Below are 23329 nucleotides of genomic sequence, written 5' to 3'. Positions count from 1 at the left end.
CAACCGCGCTGAGATTTTGGTCCACTTCGACCCAAGATCACACCTTCTGCGGCATCGGCTGGGCAGGACGGTGTGGCCTTGCGGTAGGAGACACCTCACCCTAGAGCCTGTCTCAGATCGGCCAGCAGATCCTCGACGCTCTCGATGCCCACCGACAGGCGTACCAGGTCGGCGGGGACCTCCAGCGGGGAACCGGCCGCCGAGGCGTGCGTCATCTTCGCCGGATGCTCGATGAGGGACTCCACGCCGCCCAGCGACTCGCCGAGGGTGAACACCTTGGTGCGCTCGCACACCCGCAGCGCCGCCTCCGGGGAGTCCATCCGGAACGAGACCATCCCGCCGAAGGCCCGCATCTGCTTGACGGCGATGTCGTGCCCTGGGTGGTCGGGCAGTCCCGGGTAGAGCACCTGCCGTACCGCCGGGTGCTCGGTGAGCAGCTTCACCACCGCCGCGGCGTTGGCGCAGTGCCGGTCCATCCGCACGCCCAGCGTCTTGATGCCGCGCAGCGTCAGCCACGAGTCGAACGGCCCGGCGATGGCGCCCATGGCGTTCTGGTGGAAGGCCAGCCGCTCCCCCAGTTCGGCGTCGGAGGTCACCAGCGCCCCGCCGACCACGTCGGAGTGCCCGCCCAGGTACTTGGTGGTGGAGTGCACCACCACGTGGGCGCCCAGCGTCAGCGGCTGCTGCAGGTAGGGGGAGGCGAAGGTGTTGTCGACCACCAGCAGCGCCCCGGCCTCGACCGCGATGGCCGCCAGCGCCGCGATGTCGGCGATGCCCAGCAGCGGGTTGGTCGGGGTCTCCACCCAGATCGCCTTGGTGACCCCCTCGCGGACGGCCGCCCGCACCGCCTCCAGGTCCCCCAGCGGCACCGGGTCGCAGGTCACGCCCCACCGCTCGTAGACCTTGGAGAACAGCCGGTAGGTGCCGCCGTAGGCGTCGTTGGGGGCGATGATGTGGTCCCCGGGCGCGCAGATGGTGCGCAGCAGGGTGTCCTCGGCGGCCAGGCCGGAGGCGAACGCCAGGGCGCGCACCCCGCCCTCCAGCGCCGCCAGGCACTCCTCCAGCGCCGTGCGGGTCGGGTTGGCCGAGCGGCTGTACTCGTAGCCGCCGCGCAGCCCGCCCACCCCGTCCTGTTTGTAGGTGGACACCTGATATATCGGCGGGACCACCGCGCCGGTCGTCGGGTCGGGCTCCTGCCCGGCATGGATGGCCAGCGTCTCAAAGCCCCGTTGAACGTCCTCGTCCATGAAAGACGAGGCTAACGGGTGTCCTGCCCTCCTGAAGGAGGAGGACGTCCACCCCAGGTATCAGACCGGATTTCCCCGCATCGACCGACTCAGGGCAAAAGTTCACGCCCGTACCGTACTGGGGTAGTTCACAATGCCCCCCACTCAAGGAAGGCGCGGATGTTCGCTGCACTGGCGCGCGTCGTCGTAAGACACCCGTGGTGGACGATCCTGGCGTGGCTGGTCGCGGCCGTCGCCATCATCGCGCTGTCCCCCGCGTTGAAGACCGAATCCGACCAGAGCGAGTTCCTGCCCTCAGAGTATGAGTCGGTGCAGGCAGCCGAGATCGCCGCGCGGGCGTTCCCGCAGCAGGCCGAGATGAGCGCGCTGATCGTGGTGCAGCGCTCCGACGGGCGGCCGCTCACGCCGGCCGACAGCGAGAAGATCGCGCAGGCCGCGCAGACCATGACGGCGAACGTCAAAAAGTACGCGACCGTCCAGGGGTTCGTCACCAATGAGCAGGCGGTGGCCCCCAACAGGTCGATCCAGCTGATCACCGTGCCGATGTCGCTGGTCGCCGGTCAGCAGGAGGGCAAGAAGCAGTCCCAGGCGATCAAGGACATCCGCGCCGACCTGCCCGGCGTGCTCGGCCCCACGCTGCAGGCCAAGGTCGGCGGGGAGATCGCCACGTTCGTCGACAACGAGGACTCCTTCACCCAGTCCTTCGCGATCGTCAGCATCGCCACCTTCGTGCTGATCATCGGGCTGATCCTGCTGATCTTCCGGGCGCCGCTGGCGGCGGTGCTGCCGATCATCGTGATCGCCGCCACCGAGCAGGTGTCGATGGGCCTGATCGGGACGGCCGCCAAGCTGCTGGACTTCTCCGGCGACGACAGCCTGCAGATCATCTTGACGGTGGTGCTGTTCGGCATCGGTGCCGACTACTACCTGTTCCTGCTGTTCCGCTACCGGGAGCGGCTGCGCGCCGGCGAGGACAGGAAGACCGCGCTGATCAGCGCGGTGGAACGGGTCGGCGAGGTGATCACCTCGGCCGCCGCGGCGATCGCGGTGACCTTCCTGGTGCTGATGCTGGCCTCCTTTGAGATCTTCGCCGCCTGGGGTCCGTCGCTGGCCATCGGCGTGGTGACGATGGGCATCACCTCGCTGACGCTGTTCCCGGCGATCCTGTCGCTGCTGGGCACCGCGGTGTTCTGGCCGTCGAAGTCGTGGCGCAGGCAGCCCAAGGGCACCGCCTCGGCCCGGCTGGGCGCGCTGGTGGGCCGCCGACCCGCCGCGGTGGCGCTGGGCGCGGCCGTGCTGCTGGGCGCACTGGCGGTCGGCTCGCTGAACTTCAAGTCCGACTACGACTTCCAGGCCAGCTTCCCGCGGGACACCGAGTCCGCCCAGGCCGCCAAGGACATGCTCAAGGGCTTCCCGGCCGGGCAGACCACCCCGGTGGAGGTGATCGTGCGCTCCACCGACGGACGGCCGCTCACCGCCGAGCAGCTGAACGCCTTCGGGCAGCGGGCCGGGTCGCTGGAGGGCGTCGGCGCGGTGCAGCCCGCCGAGATCAGCCAGACCGACCCCACGGTCGGACGGGTCAACCTGATCTTGAAGGGCAACCCCAACAGCAACGACTCCATCAACCTGCTCAAGGACGAGCTGGGCCCGGCGGTGCACAAGATCGCCCCGCAGGGCACCGAGGTGAAGGTGGGCGGCGCCACCGCGATCTACCGCGACATCAACAAGGTGGTCAACCGCGACCTGTCGGTGATCCTGCCGGTCGCCGGGGTGCTGATCGCGCTGATCCTGCTGGCCCTGCTGCGCTCGGTGGTCGCCCCGCTGTACCTGGTCCCGGCGGTGCTGCTGGGCTTTGCGGCCACGCTGGGCTCGGCGGTGTACGTCTTCCAGGGCCTCAAGGACCAGCCCGGGGAGATCTTCCACCTGCCGATCATGCTGTACCTGTTCGTGCTGGCGATCGGCACCGACTACAACATCCTGATGACCGCCCGGCTGCGCGAGGAGGCCCGGGAGGGCAACGAGCCGCGCCGGGCCGCCGCCCTGGCCGTCGAGCACGGCGGCCCCACCGTGGCCGCCGCCGGGCTGATCCTGGCCGGCACCTTCTCGGTGATGCTGCTGGCCCCGGTGTCCATGCTGCAGCAGATGGGCTTTTCCATCGCGCTGGGCATCGCGCTGTCGGCGTTCGTCATGTCGATCTTCCTGGTCCCCGGCATCACCGCCCTGCTGGGGCACAAGGCCTGGTGGCCCGGTCACGGCGACGAGCCCAAGGCGCCCAAGGCCGTGCCGGCCGCCGGGGAGGAACCGGCCCCCGAGGCGGCCGGGCGGGTGTGAAAGACCGCCGGGGCGCGGCCCGGCCGGCCCGGCACCAGCCGCCCAACCGGCCCCTGCGCCGCGTCCCGGCCCGCCGCCCGGCGGACCCGTCCCACAGCCTGCATCCGCAAGGCGGCCTGCGAAGGCCCGTCCGGCACGCCGGACGGGCCTTGGCCGTCCCGCCGGCGGCTCAGCTCGCCAGGAAGGCCAGCAGGTCCTGGCGGGTGATCAGGCCGGTGGGCTTGCCGTAGTCCAAGACGACGGCGGCGCCGGACTTCTCCAGCAGCCCCACGGCCTTGCTGACCGGGTCGCCGGCGCCGACCATGGGCAGCGGCTCGGCCATGTGCTCCTCCACCGGGTCGGCGGGGCTGGCGTTGCCGTGGACCAGCGACGCCAGCAGGTCCTTTTCCCGGATGGCGCCGACCACCTCGGCGGCCATCACCGGAGGCTCGGCCTTCATCACCGGAAGCTGGGAGACCCCGTACTCGCTCATGATCGAGATCGCGGTCTCCACCGTCTCGTGCGGGTGGACGTGGACGAACTGCGGCATCCCGGCGTCCTTGCGGGCCAGCACCTCGCGGACCTTGGCCTCCTCGGTGGGGGCCGACAGGAACCCGTAGCTGGCCATCCAGTCGTCGTTGAAGATCTTCGACAGGTACCCGCGTCCGCCGTCCGGCAGCAGCACCACGATGACGTCGTCGGGGCCGGCGCGCTCGGCCACCCGCAGCGCGGCGACCACCGCCATCCCGCACGAGCCGCCGACCAGCAGCGCCTCCTCGCGGGCCAGCCGCCGGGTCATGGTGAAGGACTCCCGGTCGGAGATCGCGATGACCTCATCGCAGATGTCGCGGTCGTAGGTGGCCGGCCAGATGTCCTCGCCGACGCCCTCGACCAGGTAGGGACGGCCGGTGCCGCCGGAGTAGACCGAGCCTTCGGGGTCGGCGCCGATGACCTTCACCCGTCCGCCGGAGACCTCCTTGAGATAGCGGCCGGTGCCGCTGATGGTGCCGCCGGTGCCGATGCCCGCCACGAAATGGGTGATGCGCCCTTCGGTCTGCTCCCAAATCTCCGGGCCGGTTGTCTCATAGTGGGAGCGGGGATTGTTGGGGTTGGAGTACTGGTCGGGTTTCCAGGCGCCGGGAATCTCGGCGGCCAATCGGTCGGAAACCGAGTAATAGGAGTCGGGGTGATCGGGAGGCACGGCGGTCGGGCAGACCACCACCTCGGCGCCGTAGGCGCGCAGCACGTCGATCTTGTCCTGGGCGACCTTGTCGGGGCAGACGAATACGCAGCGGTAGCCGCGTTCGGCCGCCACGATGGCCAGCCCGACCCCGGTGTTGCCGGAGGTCGGCTCGACAATGGTCCCGCCGGGGCGCAGCTGCCCGGAGGCCTCGGCGGCCTCGATCATCCGCAGGGCAATGCGGTCCTTGACGGAACCCCCGGGATTGAAGTATTCGACTTTGGCCAGCACTTGAGGTGCCAGTCCTTCGGTCACCTTGCGCAACCGAACCAGCGGGGTATTTCCCATCAGTTCGGTCAACGAATCATGAACACGCACGATCGACGTCCTTGTCAGGTCTACCGGCGGAAGTGTCGCGCTCGCGTTCCAACTCCGTAGGGGGAGGGTGCGCGACACGATCGGTCGTATAGATTCCTATACCTGACGGTAGCCGACCACAGTGAGCAGGAGGATCGACCTCCAAGGATTCGTTACACCGCGTGAGCGACGCGGCTGGCTGAAACAAGGCGGGTGAGCGATGCTGAGGGCTCTGACGGCGCGTCGGATAGCTACGGCGGCGGTCTACGGGGGCGGTGGCATCACCGCTCTGGGCGGGCTGGCCTTCGGTCTGCTGGTGGTGGAGGCCAAGCTGGCCCGGCGGATCATCCAGGCCACCCCGACCGGGGACCCGCCGGTGGCCGACGGGCTGTACGGGGCCCACCTGCCGGGCGAGCCGATCTCGTTCGCCGTGCTGGGCGACTCCACCGCGGCCGGGCTGGGCGTGCACCGGCCGGATGAGACGCCCGGCGCGCTGCTGGCCACCGGGCTGTCGGCGATCGCCGGCCGGCCGGTGCGGCTGACGAACGTGGCACGTTCCGGCTCCCGCAGCGAGGCGCTGGACGGCCAGGTCACCCAGGCGCTGACGGCCCGTCCCGACATCGCGGTCATCATGATCGGCGCCAATGACGTGACCGCCCGCATCTCCCCTGCGGTGTCGGTCCGGCACCTGGACCAGGCGGTGCGGCGGCTGCTGGCCACCGGCTGCCGGGTGGTGGTCGGCACCTGCCCGGACCTGGGCTCGGTCAAGCCGCTGATGCAGCCGCTGCGCTGGATCGCCCAGCGGGCCAGCCGGCAGCTGGCCGCGGCGCAGACCATCGTGGCGGTGGAGCGGGGCGCCCGCACGGTCTCCCTGGGCGACCTGCTGGGACGGGAGTTCGCCGCCGACCCGGTGGAGATGTTCTCCGCGGATCGTTACCATCCGTCTGCGCGAGGTTACGCAGCGGCGGCCATGGCACTGCTACCGTCGATAGCGGCCGCGCTGGGGCTGGAGCCCGAAGCCGAGGCGGAGCCCGAGCCCGGGCGCGGCGTGGGCGTCCTGCCCGTCTACCTCGCGGCGGCCGAGGCCGCCGAGGAGCCCGGCATGGAGGTGGCCGGCACCCGGGTCGCGGGCCGCGAGCGCGGTCCCCGGGGCCGCTGGGTCACCCTGCTGCGGCGCCGCGGCGCGGCGGCCGGCGAGGAGCCCGGCGGGCCGGCGGCCACGGTGGCGCCGGGGCCGGCGGGCGCCGCCTGACCGCCGTCCGCACCGCCCGACCGAACCACCCGACCAGGCAAACCACCCGACCAGGAAGGCCCCCGCCGACCACCAGGAGTCAGCCCCATGGTCCTGCACGCCCACCGCCGACTACCCTTCGCTTACAAATCCGTACTCTTGGCGACAGGAGCCATGCTGCTGGGCGTCACCGGCTGCACCGGCGGAACCGGCGGAACCGGCGGCCCGCCCGCCCCGTCCGTCCCCTCCTGGTCGGACACCACGGTCAACGCGGTCAGCCGTCCGGTGACCGCGAGCGGCGTCACGGCGGTCACCGCGCTGCGGGCCGATGGGCGGCTGGAGACCGCGGTGTATGAGCTGGCGACCGGTGAGCGCCGGTGGGCGCGGCCGGCGGCGATGGCCGGGCGGCTGCCGGGAATGGGCGTGCAGCCGCCGGCGGTGGCCGGGCCGGACCGCTCCCCCGTGGTGGCCGCCCTGGAACCGCGCGCCGCCAAAGACTCCGGTGAGCAGGGGAAGGCGACGCTGGTGGTGCGGGACGCGCGGACCGGTGAGCGCCGGTGGAGCAGGCCGGTGGACTCCACCTTCGGCCCGGTGCGCTGCGGCCCCCAGCTGTGCATGTCGGAGTCCACCGATCGAAGCGACGCCCGGTTCGTGGCGCTGGAGTGGTCCAGCGGCCGCGTCCTGTGGCAGCTCCCCGGGGTGGCCGAGGTGGAGTCCTCCGACGGCCGGCGCGTGGTGGTGTTCCGGATGACCGGCAGCCCGACGCTGGAGTACCGCGAGCTGCGCACGGGCCGGACGCTGTGGTCGTTCCCGGTGGAGCAGGCGGTGGGCCCGGGAGTGGACCTGGCCGGCGGCTGGACGTTCACCGCGACGGAGAACACGCTGGTCGGCTACCTGGCCCCCTACCAGAAGGCCAAGGGCCGCCCGCTGTCGGCGTTCGGGTTCTTCGGGCTGCGGATGACCGACGGCAAGCCGCTGTGGACGCGCAAGCGGCTGCTGCGGGTCTACCCCAGCGCCAGCCCGTCGGTGGCGCTGCTGACCAGGGAGGTGGACGCCCGCGGGGGCTACGGCGACTTCGCCCGGCTGGACCCGCGCACCGGCCGGACCATCGGACGGGTGGCCGCCGACCTGGCGCCCAAGGCCGCCTGGTGGCTGGCCTTCCCCGCCGACCTGTCCAAGCTGGGCTTTCTGTCGCAGGGCAGGCCGGGCAGCGCGGTGGACCTGCGGCAGGGGACCGCGGTGGCCGCGCGCGGGCTGCGCGCCTGGTCGTTCTGCACGGTCAACCCCGCCGAGCTGCGCATCGCCGGGCACCGCGGCTTCTACCCGATCGCCCCGTTGTGCGCCTACGACCTGGGCACCGGGCGCAAGGTGAGCGACCCCGGCCCGCCGCCCGCCTGGTACACCGGTGTCTTCGACGGCTGGCGGGTATGGCGGGATGAGCAGGGGGCGCTGCACGCCGTCCGCGACGCCGCCGGGACGCTTCCGGGAATGTACGGCTGACCGCCGCGCCGCCTGCGGCTGCTCACCCAACTGCGCAAGTGGGCGCTTATGAGATGACGGGAAGGGCGAACCTCCACCCGGGATGTGCCAGTGCCCGCGAGAGCGGCTAAGTTGCACATGTTGACCGGTGAGTAACCTCCGGTCGCCGACCATGAGGAGAGCCATAATGCCCGAGGCCGTCATCGTCTCGACCGCCCGTTCCCCGATCGGGCGTGCGTTCAAGGGTTCACTGAAGGATCTGCGCGCCGACCTGCTCACCGCGCAGATGATCACCGCCGCGATGGCCAAGGTGCCGCAGCTGAGCGCCGACGACATCGACGACCTGCTGCTGGGCTGCGGTCTGCCCGGCGGCGAGCAGGGCTACAACATGGCCCGCGTGGTCGCGGTGCTGCTGGGCTGGGACCAGGTGCCCGGCACCACGATCACCCGCTACTGCGCCTCCTCGCTGCAGACCACCCGGATGGCGCTGCACGCGATCAAGGCCGGGGAGGCCGACGTGATCATCTCGGCCGGGGTGGAGATGGTCAGCCGTTACGTCAAGGGCACCAGCGACGGCCCAGAGGGGACCAAGAACGAGCTGTTCGCCGCGGCCGAGGCGCGCACCGCCAAGGCCGCCCAGGGCGGGGCCGGCGTCTGGCACGACCCGCGTGAGGACGGCGACATTCCCGACGTCTACATCGCGATGGGCCAGACCGCCGAGAACGTGGCCTCGCTGCGCGGGATCTCCCGCCAGGCCCAGGACGAGTTCGGCCTGCGCAGCCAGCAGCTCACCGCCAAGGCGCTGGAGAACGGGTTCTGGGAGCAGGACATCACCCCGGCGATCCTGCCCGACGGCAGCACCGTGTCCAAGGACGACGGGCCCCGGCCCGGCACCACCCTGGAGAAGCTGGCCGAGCTGAAGCCGTCCTTCCGCCCCGACGGCACGGTGACCGCCGGCAACTGCTGCCCGCTCAACGACGGCGCCGCCGCCCTGGTCATCATGAGCGACACCAAGGCCGCCGAGCTGGGCATCACCCCGCTGGCCCGGATCGTGGCCACCGGGGTCTCGGCGCTGTCGCCGGAGATCATGGGGTTGGGCCCGGTGGAGGCCACCCGGCGGGCGCTGGCCAAGGCCGGGATGACCATCGACGACATCGACCTGGTGGAGATCAACGAGGCGTTCGCCGCCCAGGTGATCCCCTGCGTGGAGGACCTGGGCATCGACTACGACAAGCTGAACGTCAACGGCGGCGCCATCGCCATCGGCCACCCGTTCGGGATGACCGGCGCCCGCATCACCACCACGCTGATCAACAGCCTGCGCTTCCACGACAAGCAGTTCGGGCTGGAGACCATGTGCGTGGGCGGCGGCCAGGGCATGGCGATGATCCTGGAGCGCCTGAGCTGAGGCCGTTTCCGCCTCGCCCGTGACGGTGTTTTCTCAGGCGGCCCGCGTCACCTGCGCGGGCCGCCTGCGGCATTCCCAAAAAATGATCTACGTTACGAGGCGGATAGGTCCTCGTTGAGGGGTTGTCACTTTCCAGGTCGTGTTGCACAGTCGCAGGAAGAGCCCCCGCGACCTGGAGGTGCCGATGTCACTGAACCACTCGCCGGAAACGCACAGCAAGCTCCTCGCGCGCATCCCCGAGGTCACGGGACGTGACCTGCCCGAGTGGTTCGAGACGATCGAGAACGGGCCGGCGTTCCTGCGCTATGAGGAACGCTCGCACTGGCTGGCCGACGAGCACGGCATCTCGCACGGCTACGCTTCCGCCCTCGTCCGCGAACACGAGCGCACCCGCCGCATGCGCCACTGAACCCTTTTCAGCACGTGCTCGCGGGCACCGGAGACGGGAGCTCAGGCGGCATCCGAGGTCATGACATCGCAGGTCACGGCCTCTCTCCTGACTCCGAGGCCCCGTCCCCGCCTGCGGGGACGTCGCGTTGAAAAGGTTCACCGAACCCGCTCCGGCCGCCGTTCCCGTTTGCTGCGGACCGGCGCGGAGCCCATCCGACGACACTCACCGGCCCTGAAAACACCGATCGGCCCCCGCCGGTGCTCCGGTGAGGGCCGATCGTCATGTGCAGCACGCGGGTGCGGGCTACTCGCGGAAGTACGACAGCAGCCGCAGCAGCTCCAGGTAGATCCACACCAGGCTCAACACCAGCGCGAAGGCGCAGTACCAGGCGAACTTCTCCGGGGCGCCGGCCTGCACGCCCTGCTCGATGGTGTCGAAGTCCAGCAGCAGGAAGAAGCAGCCCAGCAGGATCGCCACCACGCTGAAGGCGATGCCCAGCGGACCGTCGCTGCGGATGCCGATCCCGGTGTCGTTGAACAGCGCGACCACCAGGTTGATCAGCATCAGGCCGAGCATGGCGAAACCGGCCGCCACGACGAACCGGGTGAGCTTGGGGGTCACCCGGATGATGCGCAGCGAGTGCACCGCCAGCATCCCCCCGAAGGCCAGGGCGGTGCCGATGACGGCCTGCAGGACGATCCCGTGGTAAAGCGTCTCAAAGAAGTGGCTGATCGCCCCGATGCCCACGCCGTACAGCGCGGAGAACGCCAGCACCAGCGGGGCGTTGGCCTTCTGGGTGAAGCTGATGAACAGCCCCAGCCCGAGCTGCAGCAGGAAGGCGACGACGGCCACCGCCATCGCGGTCGGCAGCGGCACCAGCGTCCAGGTCAACGCGCCGGTCAGCACCAGCGTACCCAGGGCCAGGAAACCCTTGACGACCACGTCGTCGTAGGTCATCGTGCGCTGCGCCGGCGGCGTGTAGGCCGGCCGGTTGTACATCTCGTGCAGCAGCTGTGGGCTGGGCGCATGCCCCTGACCCATGTGCTGTCCGAAGGAAACCCTCCGGAAGGCGGGGTTACGGCTGTCCATACGTTGGCCTCCGAACTACACAGTCCTCCGCCCAGTGTAGACGTCGGCGCGTCACCGATAGTTCCCCGGCGCATGACGGGTCGGTATCGATGCCTGGTGCCCCCGGTCGGATTCGAACCGACACCAATGGCCCTTTTAGGGGGCCCGCCTCTCCCGGTTGGGCTACGGGGGCGGCGACAGCCTACCGAAGTCACCGGGAAAGAAAAGCGCTCCGATATTGGACCGAGACCGGCTTTTGCCTATTCCAGGACCAGCTATTTCCAAAAGTCCGGCAAGTCCCCCCAATTCACCCGGGTGCCGTTCACCGAGGCACTGACAAGACACAATGAGTTTTTATCGGCACCGGTTCCAATGCATGCCTTCGGCAACCGCGCCGCCGAAGGTCACGGGGTGGGCGCCGGGTGCGCGGCCCCGCCGTGATCACGGCGGACCGCATAGATCTCGTGCATCCCGATCCGGCCGCTCTCGCAGGCCAGCGCGGAAGCCGCCAGGTAAAGCAGCCACACCCGGGCCCGCCCCGGAGTGGCCAGCCTCCCGCACTCACTCCAGTGCCGGCGCAGGTTGTCGGCCCACGACCGCAGCGTCCGGGCGTAGTGCTCGCGCAGCGCGGTGACCGTGCGCACCTCCAGCCCGGCCTCCTCCAGCGCCGAGACCACCTCGCCCAGCGGGTGCAGCTCGCCGTCCTCGGGGAACATGTAGCTGGTGGTGAACGTGCGGCGCGCATGGTGCCGCCCCGGCCGCCGCAGGGTCTGCTGCACCAGCAGCCGCCCGCCGGGGGCCAGCAGCCGCTGCAGCCGGGCCGCCGGCAGCGCGGCCGAGCCGATCCCGCCGCCCAGCTCGGCGCCCCCCAGACCCACGATCACGTCATAGGGGCCCTCGCCGGCCACCGCCAGGTCGCCCACCCGCGGCTCCACCCGGTCCACCAGCCCCTCCTCCTCGGCCCGGCGCCGCACATGGTCGGCCTGGGCGCGGGAACGGGTGAGACCGACCACGCGCACCGATTCCTTGGCGGCGGCGTGGAAGGCGAACGAGCCCCAGCCGCAGTTCAGGTCCAGCACCCGCGCCCCGGGGAACAGGCCCAGCCGCTCGACGACGGACTCGCGCATCGCGCGCTGGGCGTCCTCCAGGTCCGCCGCGCCGTCCCAGTCGCCGCAGCAATAGGCCATGCTCTCCCCCAGCAGCAGCCGGAAGAAGTCCGCCGACTCCCCGAAAGGACCGGTGACCTCCCCGGCGTGCCGCCCGGTGGGGAACTCCTCGGCCGGCGGCTTGGGCTCGGGGCCGACCGCCCCGAGCATCACCGCGGTGCGCACGATCTCGCGCTTGTCGTCGCTGCTGAGCCGGATCGGCTCGTCCCCGCGGCGCATCACCTGCTGGACGGCGCCCAGCGCGGCGAAGATGTCGCCCTCGATGTCCAGCTCACCGGCCACGTAGGCGCGGACCAGGCCCATCTCGCCGGGCTTCCACAGCAGCCGGCGCAGCGCCCTGCGGTGCCGGATCACGAACGTGGGAGCCGTGGCGGGCCCGATCGCGCTGCCGTCCCAGGCCCGCACTCTGATCGGCAGCCTGGCGGCCGCGGCATGCACGTCGCCGGCGGCCTGCTCCGCACCCAGCATGATCTTGACCAGCAACGGAGCGAGTCGTACGGCGACACCTTCCTGCATGCCCAAGCCACCCTCCCGTCATCGTCGTAGCGACGCCTCGCGCCGCCCCGCCGCCGCCTGGAACTCCTGCCGCGGACGGTGCATCTCCCCGGTGGAGATGATCTCCCGGCGGAAGAACATCGCGAGCGTCCAGTCCGCGGTCACCCTGACCTTGCGGTTGACCGTCGGCATACGAGACAGATGGTATGTCCGATGCAGGAACCAGGCAGGGAACCCCCTGAGCTTGACGCCGTAGACGTTCGCCACACCCTTGCGCAGCCCCAGGCCGGCCACCGATCCGGCGTAGGCGTGCCGGTAGGGGATGCGCGGCCTGCCCCGCAGGTCGGCGATGAGGTTGTCGGCCAGGCGGCGGGCCTGCCGGAGCGCGTGCTGGGCGCTGGGCCCGCACAGCTCCCCCGGCCTGGTCAAGTCGGGCACCGCCGCCACATCCCCGGCCGCATAGGCGTCGCGGGTGCCCTCGACCACCAGGTCGGCGGTGACCTTGACGCGTCCCTTCTCGTCGGCCGGCAGGTCGGTGTCGGCCACCAGCGGGTTGGGTTTGACCCCGGCGGTCCACACCAGCGTGCCGGCGTCGAACTCCTGGCCGTCGCTGAGCACGATGTGACCGCCCTCGGCGGACTTCAGCAGGGTGTTCAGCTTGATCTCGATGCCGCGGCGCCGCAGCGTCTCCAGCGTCCACACCCCCATCTCCTCGCCGACCTCCGGCAGGATCCGCCCGGAGGCCTCGACCAGGACCCAGCGCATGTCGCCCGGTTCGATGTCGGGGTACCACTTGCAGGCGTCGCGGGCCATGTCCTCCAGTTCGGCCAGCGCCTCGATCCCGGCGTAGCCGCCGCCGACGAACACGAACGTCAGCGCCCGGCGCCGGGCGGCCGCATCCGCGGTGGAGGCGGCGATGTCCATCTGGGCCAGCACGTGGTTGCGCAGGTAGATGGCCTCTCCCAGGCTTTTGAAGCCGATGCCGCACTCGGCCAGCCCGGGGATCGGCAGCGTCCGGGAGACCGAGCCGGCCGCCACCACGAGCTTGTCGTAGGGCACCTGCCGTTCGCCGTCCGCCAGCAGCTCGGCGCCCACCACCCGGACCACGGCCCGCCGCGCGGCATGGTCGATCCGCACCACGTGGCCGTTGAGGATGGTGCAGCGGTGCAGCACCCGGCGCAGCGGGACGACCACATGCCGCGGCTCGAGGTTGCCGGCCGCCGCCTCGGGCAGGAACGGCTGGTAGGTCATGTAGGACTGGGGGTCGACGACGGTGATGTGCACGCGGCCGGCGGCGATCTGGCGGCGCAGCCGGCGCTGCAGGCGCAACGCCGTGAACATGCCGACATAGCCGCCGCCGACGATCAGCACCCGGATGGTCTTGTGCGCACTCGTAGCAGGCATGGGGGTGCGGTACCCCCGCATCGGCCGCCCTCACCCGGCCCGGCGGGACCGCTGCGACGCCGGTGACGGAAATTTCCTGAGAAAACTTGCGAGCGGCATGAACCACGGCGGCCGCCGGTGCATCTCATCTGACGACGGGGGAAGCCGGCGGGTCAGGGCCCGACGGGGGCCTCAGCGGTGTCCACCGCTGAGCACGGCCCTGACCCCGCCACCGGCTCCCTTCCGCCGCGCTGCGGCGGTCCCGCCAGATCGCGGGCGCGGGTGAACACCGCATCCAGCATCTCTTCGGTGACCCGCCCGGTGAAGGTGTTCTGCTGGCTGGGGTGGTAGCAGCCCAGCAGCGTCACCGGCTCGGGCCCCGCCGCCGCGGGCGGCCCCAGCTCCACTTCCACGCCGTGGCCGAACGCCGGACGCGGCCGGGGAATCCGGTAGCCGACCTGCCGCAGCACCGGCCACAGGCCCTGCCAGGCGTATCCGCCCAGCGCCACGATCACGCGCACCCACGGCGCCACCAGCGCGACCTCGCGTTCCAGCCAGGGCAGGCAGGTGGTGCGCTCGGCCGGGGTGGGCTTGTTGGCGGGCGGGGCGCAGCGCACCGTGGCCACCATCCGCGCGTCCGGCAGGCGCTGGCCGTCTCCGGCGTGGACGCTGGTGGGCAGTTCCGCCAGCCCGGTGCGGTGCAGCGAGGCGAACAGCCAGTCGCCGCTGCGGTCCCCGGTGAAGATCCGCCCGGTGCGGTTGCCGCCGTGCGCGGCCGGGGCCAGCCCCACGATCAGCAGCCGCGGCCGCTCCTGCCCCCAGCCGGGGACGGGACGTCCCCAGTACTGCTGGTCGGCGAACGCCCGCCGCCGCCGGAGCGCCACCTGCTCGCGCCAGTCCACCAGCCGGGGGCAGGCCCGGCACACCGACTGGCGGGCGCACAGCTCCTGCAGCGTCGGCGCCTGGTCGGCCAGTTCCCGCACCTGCTGCGGGGTGCCGGCGACGGGGGTGCGCGGCGTCGCCGGGTCGCCGGGCCAGCCGGTGCCCGGCGGCACGAAGGGGGCGTTGGAGGCGGTCACACCAGCGACCAGGCGATGCCGTCGAGGATGTCGTGTTCGCTGACCACGACCGCGCCGAAGCCGTACTCGCGCATGATGCGGTCCAGGATCAGCGCGCCCATGCCGATCACGTCCACCCGGCCGGGGTGCATGACGCCGATCGCCGCCCGCTCGTCGTGGGTCATGCGCAGCAGCCGGCGGGTGATGTCGTGGACCTGCGCGGCGGTGATGCGGGACAGGTGGATGCGCGCCGAGTCGTAGGTCTCCAACCCGAGCGCGATGCCGGCGACGGTGGTCACCGAGCCGGCCAGGCCCACCAGGGTGCGTGCCTCGTCCACCGGCACGCTGTGGCGGACGGTCTCCAGCGCGGCGTCGATGTCGGCCACCGCGGCGGCGACCTGCTCGGGGCTGGGCGGGGCGCCGCCTTCGGTGCGCACGTGCCGTTCGGTCATCCGCACGCACCCGATGTCCACCGAGCGGGCCGCCTGGACGTTGGCGGAGCCCAGCACGAACTCGGTGGAGCCGCCGCCGATGTCCACCACCAGGTAGGGGCGGGGCGGGCGCAGCGCGGCCAGCTCGCGGGTGGCGCCCGTGAAGGACAGCTCGGCCTCCTCCCGGCCGGTGATGACCTCCGGTTCCACGCCGAAGATCTCCACCACCCCGGCGACGAAGTCGTCCCGGTTGGCGGCGTCCCGGGTGGCGCTGGTGGCCACCACCCGCACCGGGCCGGCGCCGTGCTGGTCGATGAGCTTGGCGTAGCTGCGCATGGCGGTGAAGGTGCGCTCCAGCGCCTCGGGCGCCAGTCGGCCGGTCCGGTCCACCCCCTGCCCCAGCCGGACGATCTCCATCCGGCGCTCCAGGTCGGTCAGGCGGTCGCCGTCGATGTCGGCGATCAGCAGGCGGACGGAGTTGGTGCCGCAGTCCACGGCGGCCACCCGGGTCATCGGCTCTCCTCGATCTGCACACACGGCCCGCCGCGCCACCATTCGGGCAGGGCGTCCAGGGCCCGCCGGCCGAAGGGGTTGACGCCCGGCACGGCCAGTTCATGGGCGACCAGGGCGTGCAGGCACTTGACCCGCTCGGGCATGCCGCCGGCGCTCTGGGTGCCCGGCGGGAGCGGCTGCAGGCCCTCGGCGCGCGCCGCCTCGTCCCGGCGGCGCAGGTAGTCCTCGTGGGCGGCGCGGTAGCGGGCGGCCAGTTCGCTGTCGCGGGACAGTTCCTCGGTCATCTGCCGCATCAGCCCGCTGCCCTCCAGCGTGCCGATGGCCGAGGCCGCCTTGGGACAGGTCAGATAGAACAAGGTGGGGAAGGGCGTGCCGTCGGGCAGCCGGGGGGCGGTTTCGATCACGTCGGGCAGGCCGCACGGGCAGCGGTGGGCCACCGCGCGCACCCCGCGCGGCCGCCGGCCCAGTTGCGCGGCGACGGCGGCCAGGTCGGCGGGCGCCACGGGCTTTCTCCCGCCTCGTTCGGTCACGTTCTCTTCACCCATCGGCCCCTCGGTCGGCCTTCGCTCAGGGACTGTCGGCGGTCTGCACCGACCGCCACAGCGTCTCGTACCACGGCGGCCTGCGCGGCGGGCCGGCCTGCTGCGGCCGGTCGCCCTCGGTGCCGCCGTCGAGCACCACGAAGCATTTCTCTTCGGGCATGCAGTAGTGCAGCCGCCGCCGGGCCTCCTGCTTGATGTAGTTCTCATCGGCCAGGCGCCGCTTGTGCTCGGCCAGCTGCTGCACCTGCCGGCGGACCAGGCGTTCCTGGTTGCGCAGCTGGGCGATCTCCTGGCGCTGGGCGATGTACTCGCGGACGGGGTAGGCCAGCGTCAGCGCGATGGCGCACAGCACCAGCGCCAAGATGGCGGCCCGGCCGGTCAGGTGGCCGCCGGGCCGCCGGGGCCTGGGGCGCCCGGCGGCCCTGGGCGGAGCGGGTTTGCCCGGCACGGCGGGCCGGTCAGCCCTTCCAGGCAAAGCGCGGGAACGCCGCGGCGCCGGCGTAGCGGGCGGCGTCGCCGAGCAGTTCCTCGATGCGCAGCAACTGGTTGTACTTGGCCACCCGGTCGCTGCGGGCCGGGGCGCCGGTCTTGATCTGGCCGCAGTTGGTGGCCACCGCCAGGTCGGCGATGGTGGTGTCCTCGGTCTCGCCGGAGCGGTGGCTCATCATGCAGCGGTAGCCGTTGGTGTGGGCCAGCGCCACCGCGTCCAGCGTCTCGGTGAGGGTGCCGATCTGGTTGACCTTGACCAGCAGGGCGTTGGCGACGCCGGCCTTGATGCCGCGGCCCAGCCGCTCGGGGTTGGTGACGAACAGGTCGTCGCCGACGAGCTGGAGCTTGCCGCCCAGCGTGTCGGTCAGCGCCTTCCAGCCGTCCCAGTCCTCTTCGTCCAGGGGGTCCTCGATGGACAGCAGCGGGTAGGCGTCGGCCAGCTCGCTGTAGTAGGCGGTCATCTCCTCGGCGCTGCGCTTGCCGCCTTCGAAGGCGTAGACGCCGTCGGAGCAGAACTCGCTGGCGGCCACGTCCAGCGCCAGCGCCACATCCGAGCCGGGGGTGAAGCCGGCCTGCCGGATGGCCTCCATGATCAGGTCCAGCGCGTCGCGGTTGCTGGGCAGCTCGGGGGCGAAGCCGCCCTCGTCGCCCAGCCCGGTGGCCAGGCCCCGGCCCTTGAGCACCGACTTGAGCGCGTGGTAGACCTCCGCGCCCCAGCGCAGCGCCTCGCGGAAGGTGGGCGCCCCGATCGGGGCGATCATGAATTCCTGGATGTCGACGTTGGTGTCGGCGTGCGCCCCGCCGTTGAGGATGTTCATCATCGGCACCGGCAGCAGGTGCGCGTTGGGCCCGCCGACGTACTGGAACAGCGGCAGATCGGCCGATTCGGCCGCGGCCTTGGCCACCGCCAGGGAGACTCCCAGGATGGCGTTGGCGCCGAGCTTGGACTTGTCGGGCGTGCCGTCCAGTTCGATCAGCTTCTGGTCGATCACCCGCTGGTCGCTGGCCTGGTAGCCGATCAGCCCCTGCTCGACGTCGTCGATGATCTCGTTGACGGACCTGACGGCCTTCTCCACGCCCTTGCCGCCGTAGCGCTTGCCGCCGTCGCGCAGCTCAACGGCCTCGAACTGGCCGGTGGAGGCGCCGGACGGCACCGCGGCCCGGGCCTCGGTTCCGTCGTCGAGCAGCACCTCGACCTCGACGGTGGGGTTTCCGCGGGAGTCGAGGATCTCCCGAGCGAACACTGCCTCGATCGAGGACACGGATCACTCCCTGTGGTGACGGCTGAGCTGTTCTGCCACAGAGCCTATCGGGGGCGCATCCGGCGCGCCCAACTGGCACGCCGCCTTGCGGCATGGCGGACTTCGGCCAGCGAATCGGTGTTATCGGCCCGTATCCGGCGAGCGACTTGACCAATCTCTATCGGCATTGTCTACTATCCGCCTGAGCAAACCAACATGATTAGTAGGGAATCTGGCCAATGCTACACAGTTTGAAACGGCGCGCCGTCGCCGCCGCCCTCATCTTGTTCGCCGCCACGGGGGCGCTGGCGGCCTGCGGCGGCGACTCCGAGGAGGGGGGCGCCGGAGGGGCCAAGGAGCTCAAGCTCGGCTTCTTCCCGAACGTCACCCACGCGCCGGCGCTGGTCGGCGTGGACAAGGGGATCTTCGCCAAGCACCTGGGCGTCGCTCCCAAGACCGCCACCTTCAACGCCGGTCCCTCGGCGGTGGAGGCGCTGTTCGCCAAGGGCATCGACGCCACCTTCATCGGACCCAACCCGGCCATCAACGCCTGGTCGCAGTCCAAGGGCCAGGGCATCAAGATCATCTCTGGGGCGGCCTCCGGCGGGGCCATGCTGGTGGTCAAGCCCGAGATCAAGTCCCTGGAGGACCTCAAGGGCAAGAAGGTCGCCACCCCGCAGCTGGGCAACACCCAGGACGTGGCGGCCCGCTCCTACTTCAAGTCCAAGGGCTTCACCGTCAACAAGGACGGCAGCGGCGACATCAGCATCGTCCCGCAGGACAACTCCCAGACCATCGAGACCTTCAAGCAGGGCGTCATCGACGGCGCCTGGGTGCCCGAGCCGCACGCCTCCCGCCTGGTGGTGGAGGCCGGCGCCAAGGTCCTGGTGGACGAGAAGGACCTGTGGCCGGACGGCAAGTTCGTGGTGACCCACCTGATCGTGCGGACCGACTTCCTCAAGGAGAACCCCGAGACGGTCCGCAAGCTGGTCGAGGCCACCGTCGAGTCCATCGACTTCATCAACGCCAACCCCGACGAGGCCAAGAAGTCGGTGAACAACCAGCTCACCAAGCTGGCCGGCAAGCCGCTGGCGGACGAGGTGCTCGACGCCTCCTTCAAGAACATCACCTTCACCACCGACCCGGTGGCCTCCTCGCTGATCACCGGCGCCAAGAACGCCGAGGCCGTGGGATTGCTGGAGCCGGTGGACCTGAACGGCATCTACGACCTCACCATCCTCAACGAAGTGCTCAAGGCGAGCGGAAAGGCTCAGGTCAACGCGCAATGAGCCAGGCCACTACGGCCGCCTCGAGCCGGGCCGCGGCGGACGCCGTCGCGGTCCGGCTCAGTGGCGTCTCCAAAGCATTCGGTTCCGGTAACGCGGCGCTGCTGGCGCTGGACAACGTCTCCCTGCAGGTGGCTCCCGGCGAGTTCGTCTGCCTGCTGGGGGCCTCGGGGTGCGGCAAGAGCACCCTGCTCAACCTGGTGGCCGACCTGGACAAGCCCACCGCCGGCACCATCGACACCGGTGGCGCCCGGGTGGCGCTGATGTTCCAGGAGCCGGCGCTGTTCCCGTGGCTGACCGTCAGCGGCAACCTGGAGCTGGCGTTGCGCCAGCGCGGCGTCCCCAAGGCCCAGCGCCGCAAGCGCGCCGCCGAGCTGCTGGCCTCGGTGCACCTGAGCGGCTTTGAGAAAAAGCGGCCGCACCAGCTGTCGGGCGGCATGCGCCAGCGCGTCGCCCTGGCCCGCGCGCTGGCGCTGACGGTGCCGGACGAAAACCACGACGACGGCAAGGGCACCGTGCTGCTGATGGACGAGCCGTTCGGCGCGCTGGACGCGATGACCCGCGACCTGCTGCACGACGAGATCGAGCGGATCTGGCGCGAGCGCGACCTGACGGTGCTGTTCGTCACCCACAACGTCCGCGAGGCGGTGCGGCTGGGCGACCGGGTGGTGCTGCTCAGCAGCCGTCCCGGCCGGGTGGTGGAGGAGTTCCCGGTGACCTTGGAGCGCCCCCGCCGCATCGACTCCCCCGAGGTCGCCGCGCTGGCCGCCACCATCACCGACCGGCTGCGCGAGGAGGTCAGCCGCCATGGCTCTTGAAACCCGCAAATCCCCCGACCTGGACCGGCAGCTGGCCGGGCTGGACGCGCTGGAGCTGGCGAGTGGGGCCCGGCGCAGCCCGCTGGCCAGGGCCTGGTCGGCGCTGTGGCCGATGCTGGCCGCGGTGGCGATCGCGCTCGGCGTCTGGGAGCTGGTGGTGCTCAGCGGCTGGAAGGAGCCCTGGGTGCTGCCCGGCCCGCGCGATGTGCTGCCGGAGTTCTGGAACGTGGTCAGCGAGGGCGGCTTCTGGGCGGCCGTCGGGCTGACCATGCGGCGGGCGCTGGTCGGGTTCGCGGTGGCCATCGTGATCGGCGTGGTGATCGGCTCGCTGGTGTCCCAGTCGCGGATCCTGCGCCGGGCCTTCGGGTCGCTGATCACCGGGCTGCAGACCATGCCGTCGATCGCCTGGTTCCCGCTGGCCATCCTGCTGTTCAAGCTCAGCGAGAGCGCGATCATGTTCGTGGTGGTGCTGGGCGCCGCCCCGTCCATCGCCAACGGGCTGATCGCGGGAGTGGACTACACCCCGCCGATCCTGCTGCGGGTCGGCAAGGTGATGGGGCTGCGCGGGCTGGCCCTGTACCGGCACCTGATCATCCCCGCCGCGCTGCCGTCCTTCGTGGCCGGGCTCAAGCAGGGGTGGGCGTTCGCCTGGCGCAGCCTGATGGCCGGCGAGCTGCTGGTGATCATCAATAACACCCAGTCGGTGGGCACCCTGCTGCACTACTCCCGCGAGCTGTCCGACACCCCCCGGATGATCTCGGTCATGATCGTGATCTTGATCATCGGCATCCTGATCGACCAGCTGTTCGGGCTGGCCGACCGGACGCTGCGCAACCGCTGGGGGCTGGACACCGAGACCGACTAGCCGGTCAAAAGACCAGCACCGGCTTGACGGCGTCGCCGCCGCGGGCGGCGAACACCTCCGCCAGGTCGGTGAAGGGGTAGGTGCGCACCAACCGCTCCAGCGGCAGCTCGCCGGAGCGGTAGTGCTCGATGAGACGGGGGATGAAGCGCTGGGGGATGCCGTCGCCTTCGATGCAGCCGCGGATCCCCCGACCCATCATCAGCAGCCGCTGATCCAGCTCGACGGGGTTGGCCGTCCCCTGGAAGCCGAGGGTGACGCACATGCCCGGGGCCGTCAGCGCACCGACCGCCGCCCGCACCGCCTCGGGGCGGCCCACGCACTCCACCGCGTGGTCCACCCCGCCGGTCAGGGCGACGATCGCCGCCGCCGGGTCGCCCTCGGCCGGGTCGATGACGGCGGTGGCGCCCAGCTCCCTCGCCAGGGCGCGGCGGCGCGGGTCGGGGTCGACCGCCACGATCGGGTCGCAACCGGCGATCCCGGCGGCCATCACCGCGCTCAGCCCCACCGCCCCGGCTCCGAAGATCGCGATGGACGAGCCCTCGCGGGGGGCGAGCACGTTGAGCACGGCCCCGGCGCCGGTCTGCACCCCGCAGCCCAGCGGGGCCAGGTGCTCCAGCGGCAGCTCCGGGTCGACGCGGACCACGTTGCGCTCGGTGGTCACCGAGTAGGTCGCCCACGACGACTGGCCGAAGAAGTGGGAGCGGACGGGGCGGCCGTCCTGGCTCAGGGCGGTGCTGCCGTCCGGCCGCGTCCCGAAGTAGTTCAGCTTCAGGAAGTCGGCGCAGTAGGCCATCGCGCCCCGGACGCAGTTGGCGCAGTCCCCGCACCAGCCGTAGCTGAGCACCACATGGTCGCCGACCTCCACCGCGCCGACGTCCTCGCCCACCGCCTCCACGACCCCGGCGCCCTCGTGGCCGGGCACCAGCGGCGGCGCGGCCGGGTCCTGCCCGGCGGCCACCACCAGGTCGGTGTGGCAGATCCCGGCGGCGACGATGCGCACCAGCACCTCGTCGGGGCGCAGGTCGGTCACTTCGGCCTCTTCCAGCCGCGGGGGCTCGCCCGGGGTGCGCACCAGGGCGGCGGTGATCTTCATGGCGTCTCCTCCAGCTGGGCGCCCAGCACCTGCGGCGCGCTCGCCAGCGACGGGCCGTACCAGGTCAGGTGACGCCCGCTGACCAGGGCGCAGGGGATGCCGGGGAAGCTCTCCGGGCCGTCGGCGGCATGGAAGCGGTAGGGCTCGTCCGGCAGCACCACCAGGTCGGGGCCGGAGGCCACCAGCTCCTCCAGGGCGACCTTGGGGTAGCGCTCGGGATGGCCGGCATAGAGGTTGTCCACGCCGAGGCGGGCCAGCACGTCCCCGGCGAAGGTGTCACGGCCCACCACCATCCACGGCCGCCGCCACACCGGGATGACCGCGCTGCGCCGCCGCGGCGGCTCCGGCAGCGCCGCCCAGACCCGCCGGGCCTCCTCCAGCCAGGACGGGACGGGCAGCCGGCAGGCCTCGGTGAGGAGGCGGCGCAGCGAGACCAGCGCCTGATCCACGGTGCGGACGACGGTGACCCACACCGGCAGCCCGGCCTCGCGCAGCGCCGCCAGGTCGGCGGGCCGGTTCTCCTCCTCGTTGGCCAGCACCAGGTCGGGGCGCAGCGCCTTGATGAGCTCGATGTCGGGGTTCTTGGTGCCGCGCACCCGGGTGACCTGCAGGTCCGGCGGGTGGTCGCACCAGTCGGTGGCGCCGATCAGCAGGGCCGGGTCGCTGGCGGCCACGGTCTCGGTGAGCGAGGGCACCAGCGACACCACGCGTCGCACCCGCTCGGGTACGGGCACCACGGCCCCGGTGTCGTCCCGCATGTCTCTCCCGGTTGACCTTAAACCGAATCTGATTCTAGTGTCGCCCCATGGATGCGGAACAGCGCCTTGCCAAGATCATCGCGTCCGGCGACGAGTGCGACCGGGCCACCGTGGAGGAACTGTACGACCGGCTGGCCCCCGTGCCGGTGGACTTCATGCTCGGCACCTGGCGGGGCGGCATCTTCGACCGGGGCGACGCGCTGGCGGGGATGCTGCTGGGGATGAACTGGTACGGCAAGCGGTTCATCGACCGCGACCACGTCGAGCCGCTGCTGTGCCGCTCCCCCGACGGCTCGATCTACTCCTACGAGAAGCTCGGGCTGGCCCGGCTGCGCGAGGTCGCCCTGCGCGGCACGGTCTCGGCGGCCATGATCTACGACAAGCAGCCCATCATCGACCACTTCCGGCGGGTCAACGACGACATGGTGGTCGGCGCCATGGACGCCAAGGGCCAGCCCGACATCCTCTACTTCCACCTCACCCGGGAACGCTGAGCGCACCGGACGCTCACCGATCTCGA

The 23329-nt window shown here is 71.4% G+C and carries 21 protein-coding genes and 1 tRNA gene; 9 read left to right on the top strand and 13 right to left on the bottom strand.

Annotated features, from left to right (window positions below; translation table 11 throughout):
• Window positions 1-95: 95 nt before the first annotated feature.
• The gene (locus tag BUE48_RS05200; protein ID WP_012851420.1) at window positions 96-1247 is read right to left on the bottom strand and encodes a cystathionine gamma-synthase; all 1152 of its coding nucleotides are present in this window, start codon (window positions 1245-1247) and stop codon (window positions 96-98) included.
• A 159-nt stretch (window positions 1248-1406) separates the two neighbouring features.
• Here BUE48_RS05200 and BUE48_RS05195 point away from each other — a divergent pair, with 159 nt between their 5' ends.
• Window positions 1407-3578 carry an MMPL family transporter gene (locus tag BUE48_RS05195; RefSeq protein ID WP_286989111.1) on the top strand — a complete coding sequence of 724 codons (2172 nt, stop codon included), beginning with the start codon at window positions 1407-1409 and terminating at the stop codon, window positions 3576-3578.
• A gap of 169 nt (window positions 3579-3747) precedes the next feature.
• Here the strand turns inward: BUE48_RS05195 and BUE48_RS05190 are convergent, their stop codons facing one another.
• Window positions 3748-5115 carry a cystathionine beta-synthase gene (locus BUE48_RS05190; protein ID WP_012851418.1) on the bottom strand — a complete coding sequence of 456 codons (1368 nt, stop codon included), beginning with the start codon at window positions 5113-5115 and terminating at the stop codon, window positions 3748-3750.
• 199 nt (window positions 5116-5314) lie between these two features.
• Between BUE48_RS05190 and BUE48_RS05185 the strand changes: the two genes are divergently transcribed.
• The 4 genes from BUE48_RS05185 to BUE48_RS05170 all read left to right on the top strand — a co-directional run bounded on the left by BUE48_RS05185 (window position 5315) and on the right by BUE48_RS05170 (window position 9621).
• Window positions 5315-6346, top strand: a complete 1032-nt coding sequence (locus BUE48_RS05185; RefSeq protein ID WP_012851417.1) for an SGNH/GDSL hydrolase family protein — start codon at window positions 5315-5317, stop codon at window positions 6344-6346.
• 138 nt (window positions 6347-6484) lie between these two features.
• Window positions 6485-7825 (top strand): outer membrane protein assembly factor BamB family protein, encoded by a 1341-nt coding sequence (locus BUE48_RS05180; RefSeq protein ID WP_286989109.1) that lies wholly within the window; start codon window positions 6485-6487, stop codon window positions 7823-7825.
• Between the two features lie 166 nt (window positions 7826-7991).
• Entirely contained in the window at window positions 7992-9212 is a 1221-nt protein-coding gene (locus tag BUE48_RS05175) for an acetyl-CoA C-acetyltransferase (RefSeq protein ID WP_012851415.1), read from the top strand.
• 184 nt (window positions 9213-9396) lie between these two features.
• The gene (locus BUE48_RS05170; protein ID WP_012851414.1) at window positions 9397-9621 is read left to right on the top strand and encodes a DUF4287 domain-containing protein; all 225 of its coding nucleotides are present in this window, start codon (window positions 9397-9399) and stop codon (window positions 9619-9621) included.
• Between the two features lie 285 nt (window positions 9622-9906).
• Here the strand turns inward: BUE48_RS05170 and BUE48_RS05165 are convergent, their stop codons facing one another.
• From BUE48_RS05165 to eno, 9 genes are all read right to left on the bottom strand, one after another.
• Window positions 9907-10692: a Bax inhibitor-1/YccA family protein gene (locus BUE48_RS05165; protein ID WP_012851413.1), complete on the bottom strand. Its 786-nt coding sequence runs from the start codon at window positions 10690-10692 to the stop codon at window positions 9907-9909.
• 94 nt (window positions 10693-10786) lie between these two features.
• Window positions 10787-10864, bottom strand: a tRNA-Leu gene (locus tag BUE48_RS05160).
• A gap of 211 nt (window positions 10865-11075) precedes the next feature.
• The gene (locus tag BUE48_RS05155) at window positions 11076-12353 is read right to left on the bottom strand and encodes a class I SAM-dependent methyltransferase (protein WP_286989106.1); all 1278 of its coding nucleotides are present in this window, start codon (window positions 12351-12353) and stop codon (window positions 11076-11078) included.
• Between the two features lie 18 nt (window positions 12354-12371).
• Window positions 12372-13736 (bottom strand): NAD(P)/FAD-dependent oxidoreductase, encoded by a 1365-nt coding sequence (locus BUE48_RS05150; protein ID WP_041440933.1) that lies wholly within the window; start codon window positions 13734-13736, stop codon window positions 12372-12374.
• Between the two features lie 152 nt (window positions 13737-13888).
• Window positions 13889-14794: a uracil-DNA glycosylase gene (locus BUE48_RS05145; RefSeq protein ID WP_012851410.1), complete on the bottom strand. Its 906-nt coding sequence runs from the start codon at window positions 14792-14794 to the stop codon at window positions 13889-13891.
• Window positions 14791-15717: a Ppx/GppA phosphatase family protein gene (locus tag BUE48_RS05140; protein ID WP_012851409.1), complete on the bottom strand. Its 927-nt coding sequence runs from the start codon at window positions 15715-15717 to the stop codon at window positions 14791-14793. The genes BUE48_RS05145 and BUE48_RS05140 overlap by 4 nt, the downstream gene beginning before the upstream one ends.
• Window positions 15714-16262 (bottom strand): DUF501 domain-containing protein, encoded by a 549-nt coding sequence (locus BUE48_RS05135; RefSeq protein WP_012851408.1) that lies wholly within the window; start codon window positions 16260-16262, stop codon window positions 15714-15716. Before BUE48_RS05135 ends, BUE48_RS05140 begins: the two co-directional genes overlap by 4 nt.
• Window positions 16263-16284: 22 nt before the next feature.
• Window positions 16285-16707 carry an FtsB family cell division protein gene (locus BUE48_RS05130; protein ID WP_012851407.1) on the bottom strand — a complete coding sequence of 141 codons (423 nt, stop codon included), beginning with the start codon at window positions 16705-16707 and terminating at the stop codon, window positions 16285-16287.
• A 10-nt stretch (window positions 16708-16717) separates the two neighbouring features.
• Entirely contained in the window at window positions 16718-18010 is a 1293-nt protein-coding gene (gene eno / locus BUE48_RS05125) for a phosphopyruvate hydratase (RefSeq protein WP_012851406.1), read from the bottom strand.
• Window positions 18011-18228: 218 nt separating this feature from the next.
• Here eno and BUE48_RS05120 point away from each other — a divergent pair, with 218 nt between their 5' ends.
• The 3 genes from BUE48_RS05120 to BUE48_RS05110 are packed head-to-tail and all read left to right on the top strand — an operon-like array spanning window position 18229 to window position 20958.
• Window positions 18229-19278, top strand: coding sequence for an ABC transporter substrate-binding protein (locus BUE48_RS05120; RefSeq protein ID WP_286989101.1), 1050 nt, complete (start codon window positions 18229-18231; stop codon window positions 19276-19278).
• Entirely contained in the window at window positions 19275-20093 is an 819-nt protein-coding gene (locus BUE48_RS05115; protein WP_012851404.1) for an ABC transporter ATP-binding protein, read from the top strand. Before BUE48_RS05120 ends, BUE48_RS05115 begins: the two co-directional genes overlap by 4 nt.
• Window positions 20083-20958: an ABC transporter permease gene (locus BUE48_RS05110; RefSeq protein WP_012851403.1), complete on the top strand. Its 876-nt coding sequence runs from the start codon at window positions 20083-20085 to the stop codon at window positions 20956-20958. Before BUE48_RS05115 ends, BUE48_RS05110 begins: the two co-directional genes overlap by 11 nt.
• A 4-nt stretch (window positions 20959-20962) precedes the next feature.
• Here BUE48_RS05110 and BUE48_RS05105 read toward each other — a convergent pair whose 3' ends face one another.
• Together BUE48_RS05105 and BUE48_RS05100 are read right to left on the bottom strand one after the other, a co-directional pair.
• The gene (locus BUE48_RS05105) at window positions 20963-22051 is read right to left on the bottom strand and encodes an NAD(P)-dependent alcohol dehydrogenase (protein ID WP_012851402.1); all 1089 of its coding nucleotides are present in this window, start codon (window positions 22049-22051) and stop codon (window positions 20963-20965) included.
• Window positions 22048-22809 (bottom strand): helical backbone metal receptor, encoded by a 762-nt coding sequence (locus BUE48_RS05100; protein ID WP_012851401.1) that lies wholly within the window; start codon window positions 22807-22809, stop codon window positions 22048-22050. The genes BUE48_RS05105 and BUE48_RS05100 overlap by 4 nt, the downstream gene beginning before the upstream one ends.
• A 47-nt stretch (window positions 22810-22856) precedes the next feature.
• Here BUE48_RS05100 and BUE48_RS05095 point away from each other — a divergent pair, with 47 nt between their 5' ends.
• Complete coding sequence (locus tag BUE48_RS05095) at window positions 22857-23303, top strand: DUF4334 domain-containing protein (protein WP_012851400.1); 447 nt, start codon at window positions 22857-22859, stop codon at window positions 23301-23303.
• Window positions 23304-23329: the final 26 nt, after the last annotated feature.

The organism is Thermomonospora sp. CIF 1 (genome assembly GCF_001896795.1).
GTDB classification, from domain to species: domain Bacteria; phylum Actinomycetota; class Actinomycetes; order Streptosporangiales; family Streptosporangiaceae; genus Thermomonospora; species Thermomonospora curvata.
This window is presented reverse-complemented; position numbering and strand designations above follow the sequence as displayed.

Excerpts from the sequence above, each read along its gene's own strand:
- BUE48_RS05200 (WP_012851420.1), bottom strand. The coding sequence starts at position 1,247 with ATGGACGAGGACGTTCAACGGGGCTTTGAGACGCTGGCCATCCATGCC.
- BUE48_RS05195 (WP_286989111.1), top strand. The coding sequence starts at position 1,407 with ATGTTCGCTGCACTGGCGCGCGTCGTCGTAAGACACCCGTGGTGGACG.
- BUE48_RS05185 (WP_012851417.1), top strand. The coding sequence starts at position 5,315 with ATGCTGAGGGCTCTGACGGCGCGTCGGATAGCTACGGCGGCGGTCTAC.
- BUE48_RS05175 (WP_012851415.1), top strand. The coding sequence starts at position 7,992 with ATGCCCGAGGCCGTCATCGTCTCGACCGCCCGTTCCCCGATCGGGCGT.
- BUE48_RS05170 (WP_012851414.1), top strand. The coding sequence starts at position 9,397 with ATGTCACTGAACCACTCGCCGGAAACGCACAGCAAGCTCCTCGCGCGC.
- BUE48_RS05165 (WP_012851413.1), bottom strand. The coding sequence starts at position 10,692 with ATGGACAGCCGTAACCCCGCCTTCCGGAGGGTTTCCTTCGGACAGCAC.
- BUE48_RS05155 (WP_286989106.1), bottom strand. The coding sequence starts at position 12,353 with ATGCAGGAAGGTGTCGCCGTACGACTCGCTCCGTTGCTGGTCAAGATC.
- BUE48_RS05150 (WP_041440933.1), bottom strand. The coding sequence starts at position 13,736 with ATGCCTGCTACGAGTGCGCACAAGACCATCCGGGTGCTGATCGTCGGC.
- BUE48_RS05140 (WP_012851409.1), bottom strand. The coding sequence starts at position 15,717 with ATGACCCGGGTGGCCGCCGTGGACTGCGGCACCAACTCCGTCCGCCTG.
- BUE48_RS05135 (WP_012851408.1), bottom strand. The coding sequence starts at position 16,262 with ATGGGTGAAGAGAACGTGACCGAACGAGGCGGGAGAAAGCCCGTGGCG.
- BUE48_RS05120 (WP_286989101.1), top strand. The coding sequence starts at position 18,229 with ATGCTACACAGTTTGAAACGGCGCGCCGTCGCCGCCGCCCTCATCTTG.
- BUE48_RS05115 (WP_012851404.1), top strand. The coding sequence starts at position 19,275 with ATGAGCCAGGCCACTACGGCCGCCTCGAGCCGGGCCGCGGCGGACGCC.
- BUE48_RS05110 (WP_012851403.1), top strand. The coding sequence starts at position 20,083 with ATGGCTCTTGAAACCCGCAAATCCCCCGACCTGGACCGGCAGCTGGCC.
- BUE48_RS05105 (WP_012851402.1), bottom strand. The coding sequence starts at position 22,051 with ATGAAGATCACCGCCGCCCTGGTGCGCACCCCGGGCGAGCCCCCGCGG.
- BUE48_RS05100 (WP_012851401.1), bottom strand. The coding sequence starts at position 22,809 with ATGCGGGACGACACCGGGGCCGTGGTGCCCGTACCCGAGCGGGTGCGA.
- BUE48_RS05095 (WP_012851400.1), top strand. The coding sequence starts at position 22,857 with ATGGATGCGGAACAGCGCCTTGCCAAGATCATCGCGTCCGGCGACGAG.